30 protein-coding genes, 1 tRNA gene and 5 pseudogenes are annotated in these 21344 nt (G+C 26.0%); 12 read left to right on the top strand and 24 right to left on the bottom strand.

Annotated elements, in window-relative coordinates; genetic code table 4:
• Positions 1 to 4: 4 nt before the first annotated feature.
• The 4 genes and pseudogenes from nagB to AAHM78_RS14140 all read right to left on the bottom strand — a co-directional run.
• Positions 5 to 721, bottom strand: a pseudogene (nagB, locus tag AAHM78_RS17260) (glucosamine-6-phosphate deaminase); the annotation flags it as partial.
• Between the two features lie 27 nt (positions 722 to 748).
• On the bottom strand, positions 749 to 1942 hold the full coding sequence (nagA, locus tag AAHM78_RS14130; RefSeq protein WP_342253615.1) for an N-acetylglucosamine-6-phosphate deacetylase: 1194 nt from the start codon (positions 1940 to 1942) through the stop codon (positions 749 to 751).
• Between the two features lie 132 nt (positions 1943 to 2074).
• A tRNA-Phe gene (locus tag AAHM78_RS14135) sits at positions 2075 to 2150 on the bottom strand.
• Between the two features lie 281 nt (positions 2151 to 2431).
• Positions 2432 to 3549: pseudogene (locus tag AAHM78_RS14140) on the bottom strand (IS3 family transposase).
• A gap of 207 nt (positions 3550 to 3756) precedes the next feature.
• On the opposite strand from AAHM78_RS14140, the gene AAHM78_RS14145 reads away from it, so the two are divergent.
• The 3 genes from AAHM78_RS14145 to AAHM78_RS14155 are packed head-to-tail and all read left to right on the top strand — an operon-like array spanning position 3757 to position 4919.
• Entirely contained in the window at positions 3757 to 4068 is a 312-nt protein-coding gene (locus tag AAHM78_RS14145) for a hypothetical protein (RefSeq protein WP_342253616.1), read from the top strand.
• Positions 4069 to 4101: 33 nt separating this feature from the next.
• Positions 4102 to 4494, top strand: coding sequence for a transposase family protein (locus AAHM78_RS14150; protein ID WP_342253617.1), 393 nt, complete (start codon positions 4102 to 4104; stop codon positions 4492 to 4494).
• A 59-nt stretch (positions 4495 to 4553) separates the two neighbouring features.
• A complete protein-coding gene (locus AAHM78_RS14155) occupies positions 4554 to 4919 on the top strand; it encodes a transposase family protein (protein WP_342255021.1) in 366 nt (121 codons plus the stop codon).
• Here the strand turns inward: AAHM78_RS14155 and AAHM78_RS14160 are convergent.
• From AAHM78_RS14160 to AAHM78_RS14185, 6 genes and pseudogenes are all read right to left on the bottom strand, one after another.
• Positions 4917 to 5048: pseudogene (locus AAHM78_RS14160) on the bottom strand (IS256 family transposase); the annotation flags it as partial. The gene AAHM78_RS14155 and the pseudogene AAHM78_RS14160 sit on opposite strands and share 3 nt — an antisense overlap.
• Before the next feature lie 57 nt (positions 5049 to 5105).
• Positions 5106 to 5438, bottom strand: a complete 333-nt coding sequence (locus tag AAHM78_RS14165; RefSeq protein ID WP_342253619.1) for a transposase family protein — start codon at positions 5436 to 5438, stop codon at positions 5106 to 5108.
• Positions 5439 to 5574: 136 nt separating this feature from the next.
• Positions 5575 to 5835, bottom strand: a complete 261-nt coding sequence (locus AAHM78_RS14170) for a hypothetical protein (RefSeq protein ID WP_342252970.1) — start codon at positions 5833 to 5835, stop codon at positions 5575 to 5577.
• A 48-nt stretch (positions 5836 to 5883) separates the two neighbouring features.
• Positions 5884 to 6216 (bottom strand): hypothetical protein, encoded by a 333-nt coding sequence (locus AAHM78_RS14175; RefSeq protein WP_342253620.1) that lies wholly within the window; start codon positions 6214 to 6216, stop codon positions 5884 to 5886.
• A gap of 121 nt (positions 6217 to 6337) precedes the next feature.
• Entirely contained in the window at positions 6338 to 6535 is a 198-nt protein-coding gene (locus AAHM78_RS14180) for a hypothetical protein (protein ID WP_342253621.1), read from the bottom strand.
• 148 nt (positions 6536 to 6683) lie between these two features.
• On the bottom strand, positions 6684 to 7514 hold the full coding sequence (locus AAHM78_RS14185) for an FGGY family carbohydrate kinase (RefSeq protein ID WP_342253622.1): 831 nt from the start codon (positions 7512 to 7514) through the stop codon (positions 6684 to 6686).
• 147 nt (positions 7515 to 7661) lie between these two features.
• Here AAHM78_RS14185 and AAHM78_RS14190 point away from each other — a divergent pair, with 147 nt between their 5' ends.
• The 4 genes and pseudogenes from AAHM78_RS14190 to AAHM78_RS17265 all read left to right on the top strand — a co-directional run.
• Entirely contained in the window at positions 7662 to 8072 is a 411-nt protein-coding gene (locus AAHM78_RS14190) for a transposase family protein (protein WP_342253623.1), read from the top strand.
• A gap of 118 nt (positions 8073 to 8190) precedes the next feature.
• Positions 8191 to 8907, top strand: a complete 717-nt coding sequence (locus AAHM78_RS14195; RefSeq protein WP_342253624.1) for an IS1595 family transposase — start codon at positions 8191 to 8193, stop codon at positions 8905 to 8907.
• A 159-nt stretch (positions 8908 to 9066) separates the two neighbouring features.
• Positions 9067 to 9357 (top strand): annotated as a pseudogene (locus tag AAHM78_RS14200) (transposase family protein); the annotation flags it as partial.
• A gap of 45 nt (positions 9358 to 9402) precedes the next feature.
• Positions 9403 to 9979 (top strand): annotated as a pseudogene (locus tag AAHM78_RS17265) (ISNCY family transposase); the annotation flags it as partial.
• A gap of 31 nt (positions 9980 to 10010) precedes the next feature.
• Here AAHM78_RS17265 and AAHM78_RS14210 read toward each other — a convergent pair.
• The 3 genes from AAHM78_RS14210 to AAHM78_RS14220 are packed head-to-tail and all read right to left on the bottom strand — an operon-like array spanning position 10011 to position 11815.
• Entirely contained in the window at positions 10011 to 10955 is a 945-nt protein-coding gene (locus AAHM78_RS14210) for an IS30 family transposase (RefSeq protein WP_342253626.1), read from the bottom strand.
• Between the two features lie 42 nt (positions 10956 to 10997).
• Positions 10998 to 11372, bottom strand: coding sequence for a transposase family protein (locus tag AAHM78_RS14215; protein WP_342255201.1), 375 nt, complete (start codon positions 11370 to 11372; stop codon positions 10998 to 11000).
• A gap of 50 nt (positions 11373 to 11422) precedes the next feature.
• Positions 11423 to 11815 (bottom strand): transposase family protein, encoded by a 393-nt coding sequence (locus tag AAHM78_RS14220; protein ID WP_342253627.1) that lies wholly within the window; start codon positions 11813 to 11815, stop codon positions 11423 to 11425.
• A 106-nt stretch (positions 11816 to 11921) separates the two neighbouring features.
• Here AAHM78_RS14220 and AAHM78_RS14225 point away from each other — a divergent pair, with 106 nt between their 5' ends.
• Positions 11922 to 12866, top strand: a complete 945-nt coding sequence (locus AAHM78_RS14225; RefSeq protein ID WP_342253628.1) for an IS30 family transposase — start codon at positions 11922 to 11924, stop codon at positions 12864 to 12866.
• A 60-nt stretch (positions 12867 to 12926) separates the two neighbouring features.
• Here AAHM78_RS14225 and AAHM78_RS14230 read toward each other — a convergent pair whose 3' ends face one another.
• The 8 genes from AAHM78_RS14230 to AAHM78_RS14265 all read right to left on the bottom strand — a co-directional run bounded on the left by AAHM78_RS14230 (position 12927) and on the right by AAHM78_RS14265 (position 18209).
• Entirely contained in the window at positions 12927 to 13466 is a 540-nt protein-coding gene (locus AAHM78_RS14230; protein WP_342253629.1) for a rolling circle replication-associated protein, read from the bottom strand.
• A 190-nt stretch (positions 13467 to 13656) separates the two neighbouring features.
• A complete protein-coding gene (locus AAHM78_RS14235; protein ID WP_342253630.1) occupies positions 13657 to 14061 on the bottom strand; it encodes a hypothetical protein in 405 nt (134 codons plus the stop codon).
• A gap of 134 nt (positions 14062 to 14195) precedes the next feature.
• Positions 14196 to 15845, bottom strand: a complete 1650-nt coding sequence (locus tag AAHM78_RS14240; RefSeq protein WP_342253631.1) for a major capsid protein — start codon at positions 15843 to 15845, stop codon at positions 14196 to 14198.
• The gene (locus tag AAHM78_RS14245; RefSeq protein WP_342253632.1) at positions 15832 to 16239 is read right to left on the bottom strand and encodes a hypothetical protein; all 408 of its coding nucleotides are present in this window, start codon (positions 16237 to 16239) and stop codon (positions 15832 to 15834) included. The genes AAHM78_RS14240 and AAHM78_RS14245 overlap by 14 nt, the downstream gene beginning before the upstream one ends.
• Complete coding sequence (locus tag AAHM78_RS14250; protein ID WP_342253633.1) at positions 16239 to 16427, bottom strand: hypothetical protein; 189 nt, start codon at positions 16425 to 16427, stop codon at positions 16239 to 16241. Before AAHM78_RS14250 ends, AAHM78_RS14245 begins: the two co-directional genes overlap by 1 nt.
• Positions 16428 to 16922: 495 nt before the next feature.
• Positions 16923 to 17405: a hypothetical protein gene (locus AAHM78_RS14255; RefSeq protein ID WP_342253634.1), complete on the bottom strand. Its 483-nt coding sequence runs from the start codon at positions 17403 to 17405 to the stop codon at positions 16923 to 16925.
• Positions 17392 to 17766 (bottom strand): transposase family protein, encoded by a 375-nt coding sequence (locus tag AAHM78_RS14260; protein ID WP_342254611.1) that lies wholly within the window; start codon positions 17764 to 17766, stop codon positions 17392 to 17394. Before AAHM78_RS14260 ends, AAHM78_RS14255 begins: the two co-directional genes overlap by 14 nt.
• Before the next feature lie 50 nt (positions 17767 to 17816).
• Positions 17817 to 18209 (bottom strand): transposase family protein, encoded by a 393-nt coding sequence (locus AAHM78_RS14265; RefSeq protein ID WP_342253635.1) that lies wholly within the window; start codon positions 18207 to 18209, stop codon positions 17817 to 17819.
• Between the two features lie 63 nt (positions 18210 to 18272).
• On the opposite strand from AAHM78_RS14265, the gene AAHM78_RS14270 reads away from it, so the two are divergent.
• From AAHM78_RS14270 to AAHM78_RS14285, 4 genes are all read left to right on the top strand, one after another.
• Entirely contained in the window at positions 18273 to 18512 is a 240-nt protein-coding gene (locus tag AAHM78_RS14270) for a hypothetical protein (RefSeq protein WP_342253636.1), read from the top strand.
• Positions 18476 to 19096, top strand: a complete 621-nt coding sequence (locus AAHM78_RS14275; protein ID WP_342253637.1) for an IS1595 family transposase — start codon at positions 18476 to 18478, stop codon at positions 19094 to 19096. The genes AAHM78_RS14270 and AAHM78_RS14275 overlap by 37 nt, the downstream gene beginning before the upstream one ends.
• 360 nt (positions 19097 to 19456) lie before the next feature.
• Positions 19457 to 19735 (top strand): transposase, encoded by a 279-nt coding sequence (locus tag AAHM78_RS14280; RefSeq protein ID WP_342253638.1) that lies wholly within the window; start codon positions 19457 to 19459, stop codon positions 19733 to 19735.
• 41 nt (positions 19736 to 19776) lie between these two features.
• Positions 19777 to 20484: an IS3 family transposase gene (locus AAHM78_RS14285; protein ID WP_342253639.1), complete on the top strand. Its 708-nt coding sequence runs from the start codon at positions 19777 to 19779 to the stop codon at positions 20482 to 20484.
• Between the two features lie 13 nt (positions 20485 to 20497).
• On the opposite strand, the gene AAHM78_RS14290 is transcribed toward AAHM78_RS14285, so the two are convergent.
• The 3 genes from AAHM78_RS14290 to AAHM78_RS14300 form a co-directional block, all read right to left on the bottom strand.
• Positions 20498 to 20707 (bottom strand): transposase family protein, encoded by a 210-nt coding sequence (locus AAHM78_RS14290; protein WP_342252825.1) that lies wholly within the window; start codon positions 20705 to 20707, stop codon positions 20498 to 20500.
• Positions 20674 to 20802, bottom strand: coding sequence for a hypothetical protein (locus AAHM78_RS14295; protein WP_342252839.1), 129 nt, complete (start codon positions 20800 to 20802; stop codon positions 20674 to 20676). Before AAHM78_RS14295 ends, AAHM78_RS14290 begins: the two co-directional genes overlap by 34 nt.
• 119 nt (positions 20803 to 20921) lie before the next feature.
• Complete coding sequence (locus AAHM78_RS14300; RefSeq protein WP_342253640.1) at positions 20922 to 21314, bottom strand: transposase family protein; 393 nt, start codon at positions 21312 to 21314, stop codon at positions 20922 to 20924.
• Positions 21315 to 21344: the final 30 nt, after the last annotated feature.

The raw sequence follows: 21344 nt of genomic DNA on the forward strand, positions 1-21344 counted from the left end.
ATAATGCTGCTGCTTCTTCATCAATAATAATTGTAACATCATCATGATTTTGTAAAAAAGTACATGGATAATTTGGAGAAACTTTACCTTCAACTAACTCTCGAATAGCTTGTGCTTTATTAGTTCCTGTAGCAATTAAAACAATCAATTTAGCTTGTAAAATAGTATGAATGCCCATCGTAACAGCTTTGGTTGGTACATCTTCAACTTTAGAAAAAAATCTTTTATTAGCTTCAATTGTTTCTTTAGTTAAATTAACAACATGTGTTTTACTACTTGCAAGAGTACCTGGTTCATTAAAAGCAATATGACCATTAGTACCTAAACCCAATATTTGTAAATCAATTGGTCCTTTTTCTTTTAATAATTTTTCATATTCTTCCACATTTTGGTCTAAATAACCAATACCTTTAGGAACATACGTATTTTTTAAATTAAGACTTTTAATATGATTAAATAATTGATGATTCATAAAATAACGATAACTTTTTACATGATCTGGAGTTAAACCAACATATTCATCTAAATTAAATGTTACAACTTTTGATCAATCTCTTTTGTTATTTTTTGCATCTGCTATTAATAAATCATATGTTTCAATTGGACTACTTCCTGTTGCTAATCCTAAAATAGCATTTGGTTTAACTTTAATAATATCAATAATAATTTTGCTTAATAATTGAGCAACCTCAGTTTTATCTTTTAAAATAATTAATTTCATAATTTAAAAACCCCTTACATTACTTACTTATTCTTGTTGATACGCAATTTTTCCTTCGCATATTGTTAAAAAAATATCATTATTCTTAGTTAATACAATACTATCTGCTAATTTACCAATAACAATATCACCTGTTTTATTTGCAATTCCTACTTGTTTAGCACTATTATAAGAGGCCATTTTGATGCAATCTTGTCAATTATTATTAGTAATTTTTAATAAATTTTTAAAACCAGCAATCATTGTTGCAATGCTGCCTGCTAATTTTCCGGTTGCTTCAACAGTAACCTTATTATTACTTTTAATGACAGGTAATGGTCCCAATAAATACTTACCATCAGGCTGTCCCTTTGCACTCATGGCATCAGTAATCATACAAATTCCATCGGCACCTTTAATTTTATATGTTATTGCTAAAATATCAATATCAACATGAATTCCATCACAAATTAACTCAGTAACTAATTGATCATAATATAATGATGCTGGAACAACACCAGGATCGCGATGATTATAGGGGCTCATTGCATTATAAAGATGGGTAATATGCGTTAAACCATATTCAACAGTTTTAGTTATTTCTTTAAAAGTAGCATTACTATGACCAACACTAGGAATAATATTATTTTTAATTAATGAAGAAATAAAATTTGAATTTTTATTATTTAAATTAGGATCTATCTCAGGAGCATAAACAATAAATTTTAAATTTTTGTTACTAATTATATTTCAAGATTTTACTAAATTAAGATCAGGAACATGAAGTAATGACGGAGTATGTGCTCCTTTTTGTAATTCCGAGATAAAAGGTCCTTCTAAATATGCACCAATAATTCGTGCCTTGTTACCTTTATTTTCTGTTTTCATATACTTAGCAAATACTGAAAGAATATTATCAATTTCTTTTTTACTGGCAGTAACTGTTGCATAACAAAACTTTGTTACTCCCTCTTTTGGAACTAATTTTGCAAAATTATTAATTGATTCAATGGTACCATCTATTAAACTATAGCCATAACCTCCATGTACATGTAAATCAATAAAACCAGGTATTATTGTTTGATTATGACATTCAATAACCTGAGCATCTTGAAATTCATAATTATACTTTCCTTCATTAATTTGGAAAATTAAATTATCTTTAATTACTAAAAAACCATTATTTATTATTTTCTTAATGCTAATTATTTTCGCATTATTTAAAACTAAAATTTTAGACACTAATACCCTTCTTTCTAGAATTATTAATTGTTTAAAATTGCTAATGACACTATTATACCTAAAATTTTAACTTAAACCTAAATCTAAGAAAAATAATTAAAAAAAAGGCTTAATTGCCTATATTTTAAATAATGGTGGCTCGAAGCGGATTCGAACCACTGACACTTCGCTCTTCAGGCGAATGCTCTACCAACTGAGCTACCGAGCCGTTACCTATACAATAATAGCATATAAAAGTAAAAAATAACAAGGGGTTAAAACTTATTTTTTAATTTATTTAAATATATATTTATTTTTTTACTAATTATCTTCTAATTACATATTTTCTTCAACAAGGTTTTTCAGTTTTTGGCGTTAAGTGATTTGAGTCTCTTCTAATTTCTTCTTTTCAATTATTATTTGATAAATCAGTAGACCCATTTTCTTTAGCAATATTTGCTTGTAAAAATATATTATTACCAATAATTGGAATGGCAACACTTTTTAGGACTATTTTTTGGTAGACATTTGTTTTTGATAATTAACTGGAGTTAAGTAGTTTAAAGTGCTGTGGATTCTTATGTTGTTATATCAATTGATATAATCAAATAATTCTAATTTTAATTGGATTAATGATCTAAAATTTTTATCATTAATAAATTCAGTTTTGAAAGTTTTAAAAGTTGCTTCAGCAACAGCATTGTCATAAGGACATCCTTTTTTGCTTAAAGAGCGAGTAATATTGAATGCTAGTAAAAGTTTATCAATAATTTTATTATTAAATTCATTACCTCGATCGCTATGAAATATTTGAATATCTTTTAAACAGCGATTTGATTGCATAAATGCTTCATATACTAATGATGCATCTTTTTTAGTGCCTACACTATGTCCAATAATTTCGTGGTTAAATAGGTCTATTAATAAACAAATATAGTTTTACTTACCATTTACTTGAACATAAGTTAAATAACTAACAATAACTTCGTTTTTAATCCTATTCTTAAAGTTTCTATTAACAAGATTAGTTATTTGACTATCATTGACTTTATTATGATGATTTTTGTGTCTTAATTTAGTGTATTTTGATATTAAATTATGTTTATTCATAATTTCTTTAATTTTTCGTCTTGATAAATAAATTTCTTGGTTTTCTAATATGACTTTTAATCTTCTTGTGCCATAAATTTCTTTATTTTCTTTAAAAGCACTAATAACAGCTTCATCATACATATTATTTTGATTTTTTTCTTTTTTCTTGAAATTAAAATAATATGTTGATTTAGAGAGTTTTAAAAAACGACACATTGTACGAATTTTATATTTACATTTATTATTGATAATAATCTCTATTTTCTGCCTATTATTAGTGCTGCTTGCTTTAAAATATCATTTTCCATTCGTAACTGTTTTAAGTCTTTTCTTAATTTAATTAATTCATTTTCTTCAACAGAACGATTATCTTTAGATTTAAAACTACCTGAATTAGTAAATTGCTTAATTCAATTATAAGTAGCTGCTCTTGTAACATTGTACTCTTTAGCAAGACAAGACACTGACTTACCACTTTGATATAAAGCTACTATTTGTTTCTTAAATTCGTCGGTATATGAGTTAATATTAGCCATAATTATAGTTCCTTTCTTTTAACTAATTTGTTCACTTGTCTACGTAATTAGTGTCCAATAAAGTGTAACCTATCCAAATTTATAATCAACTAGTATATCGTATTTTGTCATTATTTAGTGATAATTTCCTTATTAGTTATCGAGTGAAAATTTCCCAAAAAGTGAAGTTAAATATACTTGGTAATAAATATGGAAAGAAGCATGACTATGAAAGAAAAATATAAGTATAAAATTATAAATGACATTACTATTAAAAAATTATCTAAACATCAAGCCAAGAATAAACTTAACTTAACTATTAGAAGAATTAATCAGTTAATTCAAATTTTTAATAAAGAAGGTAAAAATGGTTTTATTCATACATCTCGCAATAGAATTTCTAATAAAGCAACAAAGATTAAAATTAAAAATGAAATTATAAATTTGTATAAAACAAAATATTATAATTTTAATTTTCAACATTTTCATGAAAAATTAATTAATAGACTTGGTGCAAAACCTTTAATTTTAACAATTTAACGATTATTATTAATATTAAAGGTGATAGTTATTATGTTGAAAAAATATAAAGATGATCAAGAATTTTATAGTTTAGTCGGCATAAAGCCACAAACATTTTATAAAATGCTTGAAATTTTAAAAATTGCTGAGTCTAAACAAAAATATTGTGGTGGTAGAAAAAATAAAATTGTAATTGAAGAGCGTTTATTAATGACTTTAAAATATTGAAAAGACTATAGTAGTTATAGAGTTATTGCAAAAAGATATAATATTAGTCATACTAGTTGCATTCGTAATATTTTTTGAATTGAAAATATTTTAATAAAAAGCGGAATTTTTAATTTACCTGGAAAAAAAGATTTAACAAAAAATAAAGGTACTAATAATAATTTGTTAGCTATTGATGCTACTGAAACTCCAATTGAAAGAATTAAAAAAAACTAAAATTACTTTTTTCAGGTAAAAAGAAACATCATTCTCTCAAATCCCAAATAATTATTGATATTTCCAATGGAAAAATTATTTCAACTGCTTTTTGTTTTGGAAGCATTCATGATTTTAAATTGATTCTAAAATCTAAAACTTTTATTCATCCAGAAAAACAAGTTTTTGTTGATTCGGGTTATCAAGGTATACAAAATATTCATAAAAATACATTTTTGCCATTTAAAAAAAGTAAATACAATCAATTAACACCAATTCAAAAAGAATACAATAAAACTTTAAGTAAAATTAGAATTAAAATTGAACACGTATTTGCTAAACTAAAACGTTTTAAAATTTTAAGTTTAAAATATCGCAATAAAATACGAAGATTTGCATTAAGATTTAATTTAATAGCAGGAATATATAATTTTGAATTACCTTAGTTTTGCACCAAGTCTTTTATATAAACCTCCTTCTTTAAAAACTGTTGTTAAATCTTCAGTATTTTCTAGTAATAAATCTACTGCTTGTGATATTGGATCATTATTATTAATGTTTTGTTTTTTAACCATTTGTAACTCACTCTTTCTAGTCATTTAATTATATTTACTAGAATTAATTAAACATAGTTATTTTTGTAAGTTACACAGATTACTAAACATTACCGGAGTTTCAGTAGCATCAATAGCTAACAAATTATTATTAGTACCTTTATTTTTTGTTAAATCTTTTTTTCCAGGTAAATTAAAAATTCCGCTTTTTATTAAAATATTTTCAATTCAAAAAATATTACGAATGCAACTAGTATGACTAATATTATATCTTTTTGCAATAACTCTATAACTACTATAGTCTTTTCAATATTCTAAAGTCATTAATAAACGCTCTTCAATTACAATTTTATTTTTTCTACCACCATAATATTTTTGTTTAGACTCAGCAATTTTTAAAATTTCAAGCATTTTATAAAACGTTTGTGGCTTTATGCCGACTAAACTATAAAATTCTTTTAATTTTCAAAAAAACTCTTGATGAAATAAAAAAAATCATCAACCTGGCCTAAAATTTTATTTTATTTAATTTTGGGATTTATTTTTTTTACAAACTGAAATATAATGCTTCAGATTTTGCATAAGGTGATATTTTATAATGTTGGTATTTAAATTTTCATAAATTGAGGTAATTTTGAATATTGGTAAATCCAATGCCATGATAATGAGTAATAAATTCTTTTAAACTTGATTGTATTTTACTGATATTACTTAAATTTTTATAATTTAATTCTTTATTTTCTTTTGATTTAAATTTCTTGAGAGTACATTTTGTTTGTTTAGCTACTGTATCATATAGTATTTGCATATCACAAACTATAATTGATTTTTCTTCGATAAGCTTAGATGTTAAATTTTATTGTACTCATTTTTTTGTTAATCTTTTAGTATTTGTTGTTTGAGCATAAATATTTTTATTTTCATAAATTGCCATTTCAATACAACAGTTTAAATCTTTAGCATTTTCTTCAATTCATTTTTTTCTTGGATCATCTGGATTTTTGAAATTTCCTTTATGAATTTCTTTGATAAAAGTTTCATCAATTTCAATTCTACCTTTTAATTTTGTGAATGGTTTTTGTGTTTTTGCTAATTGTGATGATTTCATAAATTTTTGACGATTAAATCATGCTGATGTTTTTGAAATTTTAGCAAATTGAGAAATAGTATAAGCAGATTGACCTAACAATGACAATCAAATTATTCAATCTCGTTGTTCATGAGATAAATGACTTCAATGTAAAAAATGATTTCTTAAAGCATCAAAGCTACTTTTACAATCTTTACATAAATATTTTTGCTTATTATTCTTAAAACCATTTTTTTACACATCAATAAGATTTACAATTTGGACATTGAATTCCTTTTTCTTTAAATTTTTTATCAATTGCATCTAATTTTTCTTTTTTCTCAATTTGTTTAATTCTATTTTTAAAATGTCTAATAATTTTTATAAATTCTTCATCTTTTTTGTTTTTTAAAACATCAATTAATTCATTATTAGTCACAAAAAATCACCCCTGATATAAAAATATTACTTTTAATTTAAAATTAAAAGTAATATCAAGATTTTTTGTGAAAATTAAAATAAAATTCTTGATCATCTTTATATTTTTTCAACATAATAACTATCACCTTTAATATTAATAATAATAGTTAAATTGTTAAAATTAAAGGTTTTGCACCAAGTCTAATATATGAATTATTACTTGCTCCACCATCAACTTTAATCTTAATTTTTAAATCTTTTAAATCTTTATTTAATTTAACATCTGCTTGCATTGCCAGAATAACATCTTGTGACTGGTAAGCTAATGATTCAATGGTACCTTTAACAATATGTTCACGCTTCGTACCACGTTCTAAACCAAATATAGCGCCACGTGCTGTTGAATCTCAATAAGGGGCACCCAAACCAACAAAAGCAGGTACTACATAAATACGTTGTTCTTCTTTTGGATCAACAATTTTTGAATATCATAGACTTTCATCGGAACGATATAACATTCGTAATTGATCACGTAAAAATTGAACAGCAGCCCCTGCAATAAAAACTGAACCTTCTAAAGCAAAAACTGGTTCTTCGCCTGATAATTGATAAGCAATAGTCGTTAGTAAACCTTGTTTTGAAAAAAGAGGAGTATTTCCAATGTTCATTAAAATAAAACAACCAGTACCATAAGTATTTTTGATTTCACCAGGTGTTAAACATAATTGACCAAATAATGCAGCTTGTTGATCACCAATTGCAGCAGTAATAGGAATTTCTTGCTCATCATTTTGGAATAACATTCCTTTATAAGTAGTTCCAATTTTACCTGAACTGGGAACTACTTCTGGTAACATATTTTTAGGAATATTAAATAATTCTAGTAATTCTTCATCTCATTTTTTAGTATTAATGTTGAATAACATTGTTCGTGAAGCATTTGTAATGTCAATAACATGTTTAGTTTTTTCAACATTATTTTCAATACCATTTGTCATTTTATAAATTAATCAACTATCAATAGTACCAAAAGCTAGTTTTCCTTTTTTTGCTAATTAACGTGCATTTTTAACATTAGAATTGGTGCAAAACCTTTAATTTTAAAAATTTAACGATTATTATTAATATTAAAGGTGATAGTTATTATGTTGAAAAAATATAAAGATGATCAAGAATTTTATAGTTTAGTCGGCATAAAGCCACAAACATTTTATAAAATGCTTGAAATTTTAAAAATTGCTGAGTCTAAACAAAAATATTATGGTGGTAGAAAAAATAAAATTGTAATTGAAGAGCGTTTATTAATGACTTTAGAATATTGAAAAGACTATAGTAGTTATAGAGTTATTGCAAAAAGATATAATATTAGTCATACTAGTTGCATTCGTAATATTTTTTGAATTGAAAATATTTTAATAAAAAGCGGAATTTTTAATTTACCTTGAAAAAAAGATTTAACAAAAAATAAAGGTACTAATAATAATTTGTTAGCTATTGATGCCACTGAAACTCCAATTGAAAGAATTAAAAAAGGAAATTATCCCCACATGTACTAGTGTGGAGGAAAAAATGAATTGAAATGAATTCAATAGCATATTTCAAACTGAAAACGATTGTTTGAAATATATAGCGAAGTTGAAAATAATGAAATGCATCAGGTGTGCTTCTTCTAGTTTGAATACTTCTGATTTGAGAAGAATACGATGTTTGAACTGTAACCAAACATTTAGTATTCTTTATGGAACCATTTTTTATAAGTCACAGACCCAAATGACATCTTGGTTTTATCTCATCTTTAGATGAATAAACACAAAGCATGGCATACCAGCAACCGATGTTGCAAGGGAATTGGGTGTGACCTATAAAACAGATTGAAGAATGTGTCATGAAATCAGGACTAGAATTGGAAATCAAGATGCAGTTTTCATTGTTGATGGCACAGCACAGATGGATGAAATGTATCTTTCGCATTTAGGTTTTAAAAAACAAGGAAGATCCTTGTTGAATAAAACTTTGATTGTTGGAGTTTATGAGAAAACCAGCAACAAACTAATTGTGAAGGTGCTGAAAAATGCAGATGAAAAAAACCTTTTAAGATTTGCATTGAAACACATTTTTACTGAGTGCTGTCTATTTACGGATTCTTGGAAGGGATATGTAAGTTTCAAAAACTTCTATCCCAAACATGAAATCGTAAATCATGAAGTTGGGTATGTGTCACCAACAGGTGTAAACACAAACCAGATTGAATCAGCATGAAAGCACATACGACGAACTTTCCGAACACACATAAGAGTTTCAAAGCACAATATTCATTTATATGCAAAAGAATCAGCATATAAATTAAATAACATACCTAGTTTTGAAACTGTAATTTTGTGTTTGATTTAAATACATGCGGGGATAATTTCCTAGGTAGGCTTTTATCTCCATTTATGTGATAAAATTTAAAAATAGTACATAAAGGGATAAAAGCCTTAAAAAAAACTAAAATTACTTTTTTCAGGTAAAAAGAAACATCATTCTCTCAAATCCCAAATAATTATTGATATTTCCAATGGAAAAATTATTTCAACTGCTTTTTGTTTTGGAAGCATTCATGATTTTAAATTGCTTCTAAAATCTAAAACTTTTATTCATCCAGAAAAACAAGTTTTTGTTGATTCAGGTTATCAAGGTATACAAAATATTCATAAAAATACATTTTTGCCATTTAAAAAAAGTAAATACAATCAATTAACACCAATTCAAAAAGAATACAATAAAACTTTAAGTAAAATTAGAATTAAAATTGAACACGTATTTGCTAAACTAAAACGTTTTAAAATTTTAAGTTTAAAATATCGCAATAAAATACGAAGATTTGCATTAAGATTTCATTTAATAACAGGAATATATAATTTTGAATTACCTTAGTTTTGCACCAAGTCTAATGAAGAAAAAATCAAAATTTCATATAGTACTCTTTATACTATATTAATCAAAGAAAAAATAATTTCACCAAAAAGACATAAGAATAAGAAAAATAACTTACATCCTACAAGAAATCGTAGAACAAATTTTGGTGAATTAATTCAAATGGATGCCAGTAATCATCATTGATTTGGTAACGATAAACCAAAAGCATTTTTACATGCTGCAATTGATGATGATACAGGAAGTATTGTTGGATTATGATTTGATAATCAAGAAACATTAGATGGTTATTATAATGTTTTTTTATCAAATTTTAACTAATTATGGGATAACAAAAATATTTTATACTGATAATAGAACGGTTTTTGGATATAAGAAAAAAATTGATTCAGGTAAAATAAACACAGAAAATGACACTTATACTCAATTCCAAAAATGCTGTAATGATTTGGGCGTTGAAATAATGAGAACTTCAATTCCACAAGCTAAAGGTAGAATTGAACGTTTATTTGGGACACTTCAAAGTCGATTAATTAGCGAATTACGACCTGAGTTGTAAATATAAATGGGACAGTTTTTTAAAATAATTGTATTAAATCTATTGGTCTTTTATAAGAGAGCGATTTTCTGGGTGTAGAATTAATTTGAAATGCTATAAAATTTAAATCTTTTTGTTTATATGAAGATAGATCTGTAGATTTTGGTAAATATCTTCTTAAAATACCATTATTATTTTCATTTAAACCCCTTTGGCAAGGTTTACCAGGATCTGCAAAATAAATTTTGACATTACAAATTTTTTCGATTAATCTTCATTTACTAAATTCTTTACCACGATCAAAAGTAATGGTTTTAACTGTTCCTTTTTGTCACTTTGAAATAAATTTTATTATACTTTTCGTAATATTTTCTGATTTATGATTTTTAGTTACTAAAGGAATTGTGGTTTTTGATCATATATCAGCCAAACTAATAATAGAACTTTTATTATCTTTGCCAATGATAGTATCACCTTCTAAATTAACAAATTCTTGTATATTTTTAATATTAGGAATGATTAAATTTCTTTCATGAATAGACTTACAATTATTAATTTTGCCCCTAGTTTCTTTTTGTTTGTGAGATTTATTTTTGCCTTTTCTCAATAAGTTATTTTCATCAAAACCCATTCGATTTGTTTTAAACATGTTATATAAAGTTTTTGTTGAAATACTTTTTATTTTATTTTCCTTTAAAAAGTTAGCAATTATATCAAGAGCATACTTTTTAGTAATTAACAAATGATTAATACTATTAATTTCTGTTAAAGTTAAAATTATTAATTTTCTGCCTGCGTTTTGTTTATTTTTTTGAAATTGATTCAATATTTCTAATGGCAATAAGTTTTTATTTAATAATCTACAAACTCTATGTACAGTTGATTTACTATAATCAACAATTTTTGCTATTTTACGAATCGAAAATACATAATTTTTATATTCTTTTATTGCTATTATTGATTCAATACTCAGATACTTATACATTGCGCTAATTCCTTTCTTTTCTTAATTAGACTTGGTGCAAAACTAAGGTAATTCAAAATTATATATTCCTGCTATTAAATTAAATCTTAATGCAAATCTTCGTATTTTATTGCGATATTTTAAACTTAAAATTTTAAAACGTTTTAGTTTAGCAAATACGTGTTCAATTTTAATTCTAATTTTACTTAAAGTTTTATTGTATTCTTTTTGAATTGGTGTTAATTGATTGTATTTACTTTTGTTAAATGGCAAAAATGTATTTTTATGAATATTTTGTATACCTTGATAACCTGAATCAACAAAAACTTGTTTTTCTGGATGAATAAAAGTTTTAGATTTTAGAAGCAATTTAAAATCATGAATGCTTCCAAAACAAAAAGCAGTTGAAATAATTTTTCCATTGGAAATATCAATAATTATTTGGGATTTGAGAGAATGATGTTTCTTTTTACCTGAAAAAAGTAATTTTAGTTTTTTTTAATTCTTTCAATTGGATTTTCAGTAGCATCAATAGCTAACAAATTATTATTAGTACCTTTATTTTTTGTTAAATCTTTTTTTCCAGGTAAATTAAAAATTACGCTTTTTATTAAAATATTTTCAATTCAAAAAATATTACGAATGCAACTAGTATGACTAATATTATATCTTTTTGCAATAACTCTATAACTACTATAGTCTTTTCAATATTCTAAAGTCATTAATAAACGCTCTTCAATTACAATTTTATTTTTTCTACCACCATAATATTTTTGTTTAGACTCAGCAATTTTTAAAATTTCAAGCATTTTATAAAATGTTTGTGGCTTTATGCCGACTAAACTATAAAATTCTTGATCATCTTTATATTTTTTCAACATAATAACTATCACCTTTAATATCTTTAATTGTAAAATTAAAAAGGACACTTATATAAAAATTAAATTGTGTTAGTTCTATAATTAAGAAAAGAAAGGAATTAGCGCAATGTATAAGTATCTGAGTATTGAATCAATAATAGCAATAAAAGAATATAAAAATTATGGATTTTCGATTCGTAAAATAGCAAAAATTGTTGATTATAGTAAATCAACCGTACATAGAGTTTGTAGATTATTAAATAAAAACTTATTGCCATTAGAAATATTGAATCAATTTCAAAAAAATAAACAAAACGCAGGCAGAAAATTAATAATTTTAACTTTAACAGAAATTAATAGTATTAATCATTTGTTAATTACTAAAAAGTATGCTCTTGATATAATTGCTAACTTTTTAAAGGAAAATAAAATAAAAAGTATTTCAACAAAAACTTTATATAACATGTTTAAAACAAATCGAATGGGTTTTGATGAAAATAACTTATTGAGAAAAGGCAAAAATAAATCTCACAAACAAAAAGAAACTAGGGGCAAAATTAATAATTGTAAGTCTATTCATGAAAGAAATTTAATCATTCCTAATATTAAAAATATACAAGAATTTGGTCATTTAGAAGGTGATACTATCATTGGCAAAGATCATAAAAGTTCTATTATTACTTTGGCTGATATATGATCAAAAACCACAATTCCTTTAGTAACTAAAAATCATAAATCAGAAAATATTACGAAAAGTATAATAAAATTTATTTCAAAGTTACAAAAAGGAACAGTTAAAACCATTACTTTTGATCGTGGTAAAGAATTTAGTAAATGAAGATTAATCGAAAAAATTTGTAATGTCAAAATTTATTTTGCAGATCCTGGTAAACCTTGCCAAAGGGGTTTAAATGAAAATAATAATGGTATTTTAAGAAGATATTTACCAAAATCTACAGATCTATCTTCATATAAACAAAAAGATTTAAATTTTATAGCATTTCAAATTAATTCTACACCCAGAAAATCGCTCTCTTATAAAAGACCAATAGATTTAATACAATTATTTTAAAAAACTGTCCCATTTATATTTACAACTCAGGTATTAATAATAATCGTTAAATTTTTAAAATTAAAGGTTTTGCACCAAGTCTAATGTATATCTTGCTGTGTATCCTACACTTTCGTATGTTGTTTTGCCTATTACATGCATTCCTTTATTTCATATTTTGTCAACTGTTTTTGATATGTAGTAGTTGTTTCCTTTTTTCTTTTTTAAATATTCTGTATTTGTTAATGATAGATTAAAGAAACAAATGTGATAATGTGGTCTTTTTGTTTTAGTTCCGTATTCACTTGAAGCAATGTATTTTATTCCTATATGATTTTGTCTTTCGAAATGTTTTCTAAAAGATTTTATAAATCTTTTTAAGTCTTCTGATTTTAGTGTGTTTTTGTTGAATTTGTTTTTAGGTATGTATTCGTCTTTATATGTTAATGTTATGAAAAAATTGTTAGGTGAATTTTTGTTTTTTAATTTTGCTCTTAATGCTCATTCTTTTGCGTGGTCTGTTTTACATCCTATACATTTTCTACATGGTAACATTGCTTGATTTTTTCAGTCATAATTTATGAGATATTGATATTGTTTAAGTGTTGTTATTTTTTTCATGGATATAGGTACATTTTTATTAAATCCATTTGTTATAATTGGTTTTTAACATGACATTTTTTTTAACACCTTTCTATTGATTAGGGGTATGGGGCATATTACTACTTGATATAATATGCCCCATCGACGACAAGATTTGTTTTTTAACCTTGAAATTCAAGGTTATTTTTTTTGGTATTTTTTTTATTGTTTAAGCTAGCGCTTTTGCGGCGTTAGTTATGATATTTTGTAATACTTTTTTTCTATAGTTTTGTTCTATTTGTTTGGCTGCGTTTCCGTATGGATGTGAGAAGTATTTTCCTAATGTTTTTGCTGTGTGTCCTATTGCGTTTCCTGTTTGGTGAATGAATGCGCCGGCTCCTTGACCACCAGCGCCAGCATTTCCCGCAGGCGTACTCGCGCCGTCGCCTGCGGCGAGTATAGGATTTATTACGGCGGCTTTCATGTCTGCCATGCGTCGCTGTATGGCCGTGTTAGACATACGTTCTTCAAAGTCTCTGTTTGTTTGATTTTGTACTCGCGCTGAACTGTTACCTGTTCCTGTTATATCTCCGAAAAAGTTGCCTACGTCGTCAAAAAATTGTCCGAATCCCATTTTATTTATCTCCTTTGTTTTTTAAGATATTTTTTATTTTTAGTAGGACTACTAGTATTGCTATTAGTAATCCTACTATTGTTGGTATTGATAGTGTTGATAATATTATTATTAATGCCATATTTATCTTCTTTCTAGATTTTGTGTAAACCCGGTATACTATATGTAGGCATTGGTCTTTCAATTTCGTTTTTGAAGAAAAAGTCGCATTGATATTGTGGTTCGGCGTTTTCTCCTGTGGATTTGATTGCTAATGTTCGGTCTATATTACTTTGGTCTTCTTGAATTCATTCTGCACTTAATTTAGGTAATTCTTTATAGAAATCTCCATAGTGTCAGATGTCTAGTGGGTCTTTCGCTTTGCTTCTGAATTTTCCACTAACTCTGTTTGGTTTATATCTATATTCTGCTCATGGTTCTTGATATCCAAAAGTTTCTGAATCTTTGTCTGTTCCTTGGGCAAAGATTTCTTTATTTAATATTGGTTGTTCTCCAATGTTTGCGAAAATTGGGTCATAGAAGTCTTCTCTGTCTTTTCTACTTCACATTTTTTCTAAACCTTGTTGATATGTATGATTATATCTTATTGTGGCTATTCCAATGATATGACCGTGTTCTGTGAATGATTTTTTGAATGAACGGTTTTCTAAGCCACTGTGTCCGAATGCTGCTAGATTGGCTTGCGGTGTTGTTGCGTCTGTTGAGTTTGTTTGTGGTACTTGTTGTACTGTTAAAGGTTGATGTATTCCACCTAAGTATTCTGGTCTTTGTTGTCTTGCGTCACCACTGTTTACTCCAAAGTGTGATTTAAGCATTTCAATGTATCTTGTTCCACCACGTGCGTCTAGTTCTAATAATTGTTGCATTGTTATGGCTTCTCTTAGTTCGTTTATAGTAATTGATGTTGCTTGTCTTAAATCTGCGTATAGGTTGTTTGGTGCAAGTTCTGCTGTACTTATTGTTCCACTTGTTCCGTTTGCTCTTGTTGTTGCAATATTGTTTTTAACGTTAGCTCCTAAATTTATATTTCCGTCTGCTAATGTTGTGTTTGTTGGTTTGAATGTCATTGGTTGTTTATTTTTAATTTCATATGCGTCACCCGTTTGGATAGGTGCAAGTTGTCCTATTGGTATTGTTATTGGTTGTCCTTTTTGTGGTGCTGGTAATGCGCTTGTAAAGTAGTCATGGTATTTACCGGCTTTTGCTGGCATTCCTCCGCATTCTAAGTCTGTTATGTAGTTTTTACCATTTGTTCCTGTTTTAGTTGCATTACCTTTATCTAAGTGTGCTTCTTGTTGTAGATTTTGGTCTCTGTATCATTCGTTATATATTAATGCGTATGCTCTAAATGGTAATGCTGATACTGATAGATTTGATATTCCTGTTGGTATTCCCATATAGTCTGCTATTGTTCCGATTTCTCATCCACCTGTTGGTGCTGTTATTTGTGGTATTGTCGGTTTTGTTTGTACTGCTCATGCTCCGTCTGTATTTTCACCCATGAATTTTTTTCAGTAGTCCATAACTAGACGGTTTGGAATGAAGTAGTATGAGATGTCGATATATGAGTTATCCATTACTGGTTTTATTAAAGTTGTTTGTCTAATAACTGCTTTTGTTGTTAGTTTGAATGTGTCCCCGGGTAATACTTCGTCTATAAATATTGGTATTAAATCACTTGCATTCATTGTTGTTTTATGTTCGTGATTTCTGAAAAATTTTGAGTGTTTAGGATGAGAACCTATTGTGTTTTCAAAACTATATACTAATTTATTTTTTCTCATTTTCCGTTTGCTCCTTTTGTGCTTTTTCGTAGATTTGTTTTGTTATTATTTCTTGTTCTTTAATTTTGTTTTTAGTTTCATTTATTTGTTGTTCAAGGTTTTTTATGTGTTCTTCAAAGTCTATTTTGTTTTCAGGTATTGTTGTTGTATCTATGTAATTGTTTTGATTATTTCCTAGTTGTTCTATTTCATCGTTTTGGTATTTTGTTATCATTTCTTTTAAACTTGTTCCTATACCTGTTTCTTGTATTTCGTTATATATATTTCTTTTTCCTATTGCTTTTAGTGTTCATTCTTTTGTGTGTTTGTTTTGTATTCTTTGGTATGCTTCAAATTCTTCTTTACCTGCGTTAGTTGGTGTTCTTTTGTTATTATATTGAGTGTGGAATTTCATTATTTTAACTCCTTAATTTTATTTAATTTGTTTTCTAATTTTGATTGTTTTTTATTGATTTTGTTTAGTTTTTTAATGTTTTTTTCGTCTTTTGATTTTGTGAAATGTTTGTGTAATATTGTGCTTGCAACTGCAGATACGGTGCTTGCGATAGTGATGATGATTTGTAGAATTTCTTTTCATTGCATTTTTATTCTCCTTTTATGAATTTGAATTGTGTGTGACCAATTGTTTCATAGTTGTTACCACAAATTATTAGATATCCTGTTTGTCTATTTTCTAATATATAACTGTAGTGTGTTTTATTTGGTTGGAATTTTGGATATAAATTTAGTGTTAGTAGGTAACAGATTATGTCTTCATTTTTTGTTAGTAGTGATATTGTTTTACATTTGATTGTTATTATTTCTTGTTTTGGATTATTAAATCATTCTATGTTTATATTTGTTTTTTGGTAGTCTTGCATTATGCTCTATGACCTCCGCGTTTTAGTGTTGGTCTTGTATTTGCTATTCTTGTTCTTGTTGCGGTGTTTTTAAAGTGTCTTCTGTGTTTTCTAGTCATTTTAATGTGTTTGCGTCTCATTGTTTCACCTACTTTCAATAGTATAAAATAAAAAAGACAAGTGTTGGGAAGCACTTGTCTTTTATTAATCATAATAATTATATATAATGATTAATGCATTATGGTTCGAGTTTTCGACGGCTTCATCCATAATGCGATATTTTATTTTCTGATTTTAATCTTAGCAGAATTATATTTAGTTTCAAATATTTAGTTTTTGTTTCTCAATGGTTGAGAAATTTTTTTAAGTTTTTATGAAGACGTCTTTGTTTATTTCCCGTGATTTCTGTTAGTAGTGTTGGTTGAGAATTTATTTCATTTTCTATATTTTGTGTAAATATTTCTCTTCTATGTTTTTTTATTTCTTCTAATAGTTCTGGATTGATTTCTTTTAGTTTTCTGTCATAATATTTGGGAGGTTTGAAGTTTCTGTCTTCGGTAGGAATGTAATCGTATTTGTAAATTGTTTCTCAGTTTTCTTCGAAAAATTTTAAACCGATACCTTTTGAAATTGTGAGTTTTTCTGGCTCAATGTCATTTTTTTTGTAATCAATTTTGGTTAATTTTTTTAATAGACTTGGTGCAAAACTAAGGTAATTCAAAATTATATATTCCTGCTATTAAATTAAATCTTAATGCAAATCTTCGTATTTTATTGCGATATTTTAAACTTAAAATTTTAAAACGTTTTAGTTTAGCAAATACGTGTTCAATTTTAATTCTAATTTTACTTAAAGTTTTATTGTATTCTTTTTGAATTGGTGTTAATTGATTGTATTTACTTTTTTTAAATGGCAAAAATGTATTTTTATGAATATTTTGTATACCTTGATAACCTGAATCAACAAAAACTTGTTTTTCTGGATGAATAAAAGTTTTAGATTTTAGAAGCAATTTAAAATCATGAATGCTTCCAAAACAAAAAGCAGTTGAAATAATTTTTCCATTGGAAATATCAATAATAATTTGGGATTTGAGAGAATGATGTTTCTTTTTACCTGAAAAAATTAATTTTAGTTTTTTTTAATTCTTTCAATTGGAGTTTCAGTAGCATCAATAGCTAACAAATTATTATTAGTACCTTTATTTTTTGTTAAATCTTTTTTTCCAGGTAAATTAAAAATTCCGCTTTTTGTTAAAATATTTTCAATTCAAAAAATATTACGAATGCAACTAGTATGACTAATATTATATCTTTTTGCAATAACTCTATAACTACTATAGTCTTTTCAATATTCTAAAGTCATTAATAAACGCTCTTCAATTACAATTTTATTTTTTCTACCACCATAATATTTTTGTTTAGACTCAGCAATTTTTAAAATTTCAAGCATTTTATAAAATGTTTGTGGCTTTATGCCGACTAAACTATAAAATTCTTGATCATCTTTATATTTTTTCAACATAATAACCATCACCTTTAATATTAATAATCGGACTTCTCCCCACATGTACTTGTGGAGGAAACAATGAAATTGAATGAGTTCAACAATATATTTCAAACAGAAAAAGATTGTTTGAAATATATAGCAAGTTTGAAGGAAAACAAATGTATGAGGTGTTCTTGAACAAATTTGAATACTTCTGATTTAAGAAGAATAAGATGTTTGAAATGTCATCAAACATTTAATATTCTTCATGACACCATTTTTTTTACAAGTCACAAACACCTTTGACATCTTGGTTTTATCTCATCTTTAGATGAATAAACACCAAACATGGAATTCCATCAACTGATGTTGCAAAAGAATTGGGAGTAACTTTGAAAACTGCTTGAAGAATGGGTCATAACATCCGAAGTGCAATTGCAAAACAAGAACCTCAATTCATTGTTGAGGGCATAGTGCAAACGGATGAAATGTATCTTTCACATATGGGTTTTAAAAAACAAGGAAGATCCTTAAAAAATAAAACTTTGATTGTTGGGATTTATGAAAAAACAACCAATAATTTAATTGTGAAAGTGTTGAAAAATGCAAATCAAAAAAATCTTTTGCAATTTACAAGAAACCACATTTCTTCAAAGTGTGATGTACATACTGATTCTTGAAAAGGATATCGCCATTTTAAATCAGTTTTCACTAAGCATGAAACAGTTAACCATCAAGATGGCTATGTTTCAAAAACTGGTGTAAACATAAACCAGATTGAATCGGCATGAAAGCACATCAGACGAACATTTAAAACACATATCAAAGTTGAAAAACATCATGTTCATTTATACGCAAAAGAATCGGCATATAAATTCAACAATATACCTAGTTTTGAAACTGTAATGTTATGTTTGATTTAAAAATGTGGGGAGAAGTCCGTAGATAGGCTTTTCTCAGCATTTATGTGATAAAATTTAAAAATAGTACATAAAGGGAGAAAAGCCTTAATAATAATCGTTAAATTGTTAAAATTAAAGGTTTTGCACCAAGTCTATTATAGAACTAACACAATTTAATTTTTATATAAGTGTCCTTTTTAATTTTACAATTAAAGATTTTTTTTATTTTTTTATTATCAGGAACTGTTTCTGCTTTTAATTGTTCTCTAATTTTTTCTTTATTTTTTAAAAATTCATCTAAATCATGGATAGGTTACACTTTGTTGGACACTAATTACGTAGACAAGTGAACAAATTAGTTAAAAGAAAGGAACTATAATTATGGCCAATATTAACTCATATACCGACGAATTTAAGAAACAAATAGTAGCTTTATATCAAAGTGGTAAGTCAGTGTCTTGTCTTGCTAAAGAGTACAATGTTACAAGAGCAGCTACTTATAATTGAATTAAGCAATTTACTAATTCAGGTAGTTTTAAATCTAAAGATAATCGTTCTGTTGAAGAAAATGAATTAATTAAATTAAGAAAAGAATTAAAACAGTTACGAATGGAAAATGATATTTTAAAGCAAGCAGCACTAATAATAGGCAGAAAATAGAGATTATTATCAATAATAAATGTAAATATAAAATTCGTACAATGTGTCGTTTTTTAAAGCTCTCTAAATCAACATATTATTTTAATTTCAAGAAAAAAGAAAAAAATCAAAATAATATGTATGATGAAGCTGTTATTAGTGCTTTTAAAGAAAATAAAGAAATTTATGGCACAAGAAGATTAAAAGTCATATTAGAAAACCAAGAAATTTATTTATCAAGACGAAAAATTAAAGAAATTATGAATAAACATAATTTAATATCAAAATACACTAAATTAAGACACAAAAATCATCATAATAAAGTCAATGATAGTCAAATAACTAATCTTGTTAATAGAAACTTTAAGAATAGGATTAAAAACGAAGTTATTGTTAGTGGTTTAACTTATGTTCAAGTAAATGGTAAGTGAAACTATATTTGTTTATTAATAGACCTATTTAACCGCGAAATTATTGGACATAGTGTAGGCACTAAAAAAGATGCATCATTAGTATATGAAGCATTTATGCAATCAAATCGCTGTTTAAAAGATATTCAAATATTTCATAGCGATCGAGGTAATGAATTTAATAATAAAATTGTTGATAAACTTTTACTAGCATTCAATATTACTCGCTCTTTAAGCAAAAAAGGATGTCCTTATGACAATGCTGTTGCTGAAGCAACTTTTAAAACTTTCAAAACAGAATTTATTAATGATAAAAATTTTAGATCATTAATCCAATTAAAATTAGAATTATTTGATTAGACTTGGTGCAAAACTAAGGTAATTCAAAATTATATATTCCTGCTATTAAATTAAATCTTAATGCAAATCTTCGTATTTTATTGCGATATTTTAAACTTAAAATTTTAAAACGTTTTAGTTTAGCAAATACGTGTTCAATTTTAATTCTAATTTTACTTAAAGTTTTATTGTATTCTTTTTGAATTGGTGTTAATTGATTGTATTTACTTTTTTTAAATGGCAAAAATGTATTTTTATGAATATTTTGTATACCTTGATAACCTGAATCAACAAAAACTTTTTTTCTGGATGAATAAAAGTTTTAGATTTTAGAAGCAATTTAAAATCATGAATGCTTCCAAAACAAAAATCAGTTGAAATAATTTTTCCATTGGAAATATCAATAATTATTTGGGATTTGAGAGAATGATGTTTATTTTTACCTGAAAAAAGTAATTTTAGTTTTTTTTAATTCTTTCAATTGGAGTTTCAGTAGCATCAATAGCTAACAAATTATTATTAGTACCTTTATTTTTTGTTAAATCTTTTTTTCCAGGTAAATTAAAAATTCCGCTTTTTATTAAAATATTTTCAATTCAAAAAATATTACGAATGCAACTAGTATGACTAATATTATATCTTTTTGCAATAACTCTATAACTACTATAGTCTTTTCAATATTCTAAAGTCATTAATAAACGCTCTTCAATTACAATTTTATTTTTTCTACCACCATAATATTTTTGTTTAGACTCAGCAATTTTTAAAATTTCAAGCATTTTATAAAATGTTTGTGGCTTTATGCCGACTAAACTATAAAATTCTGGATCATCTTTATATTTTTTCAACATAATAACTATCACCTTTAATATTAATAATAA

Origin of the sequence: Spiroplasma endosymbiont of Zeiraphera isertana (assembly GCF_964030805.1) — a bacterium.
Classification (GTDB): Bacteria; Bacillota_I; Bacilli_A; order Mycoplasmatales; family VBWQ01; genus Spiroplasma_E.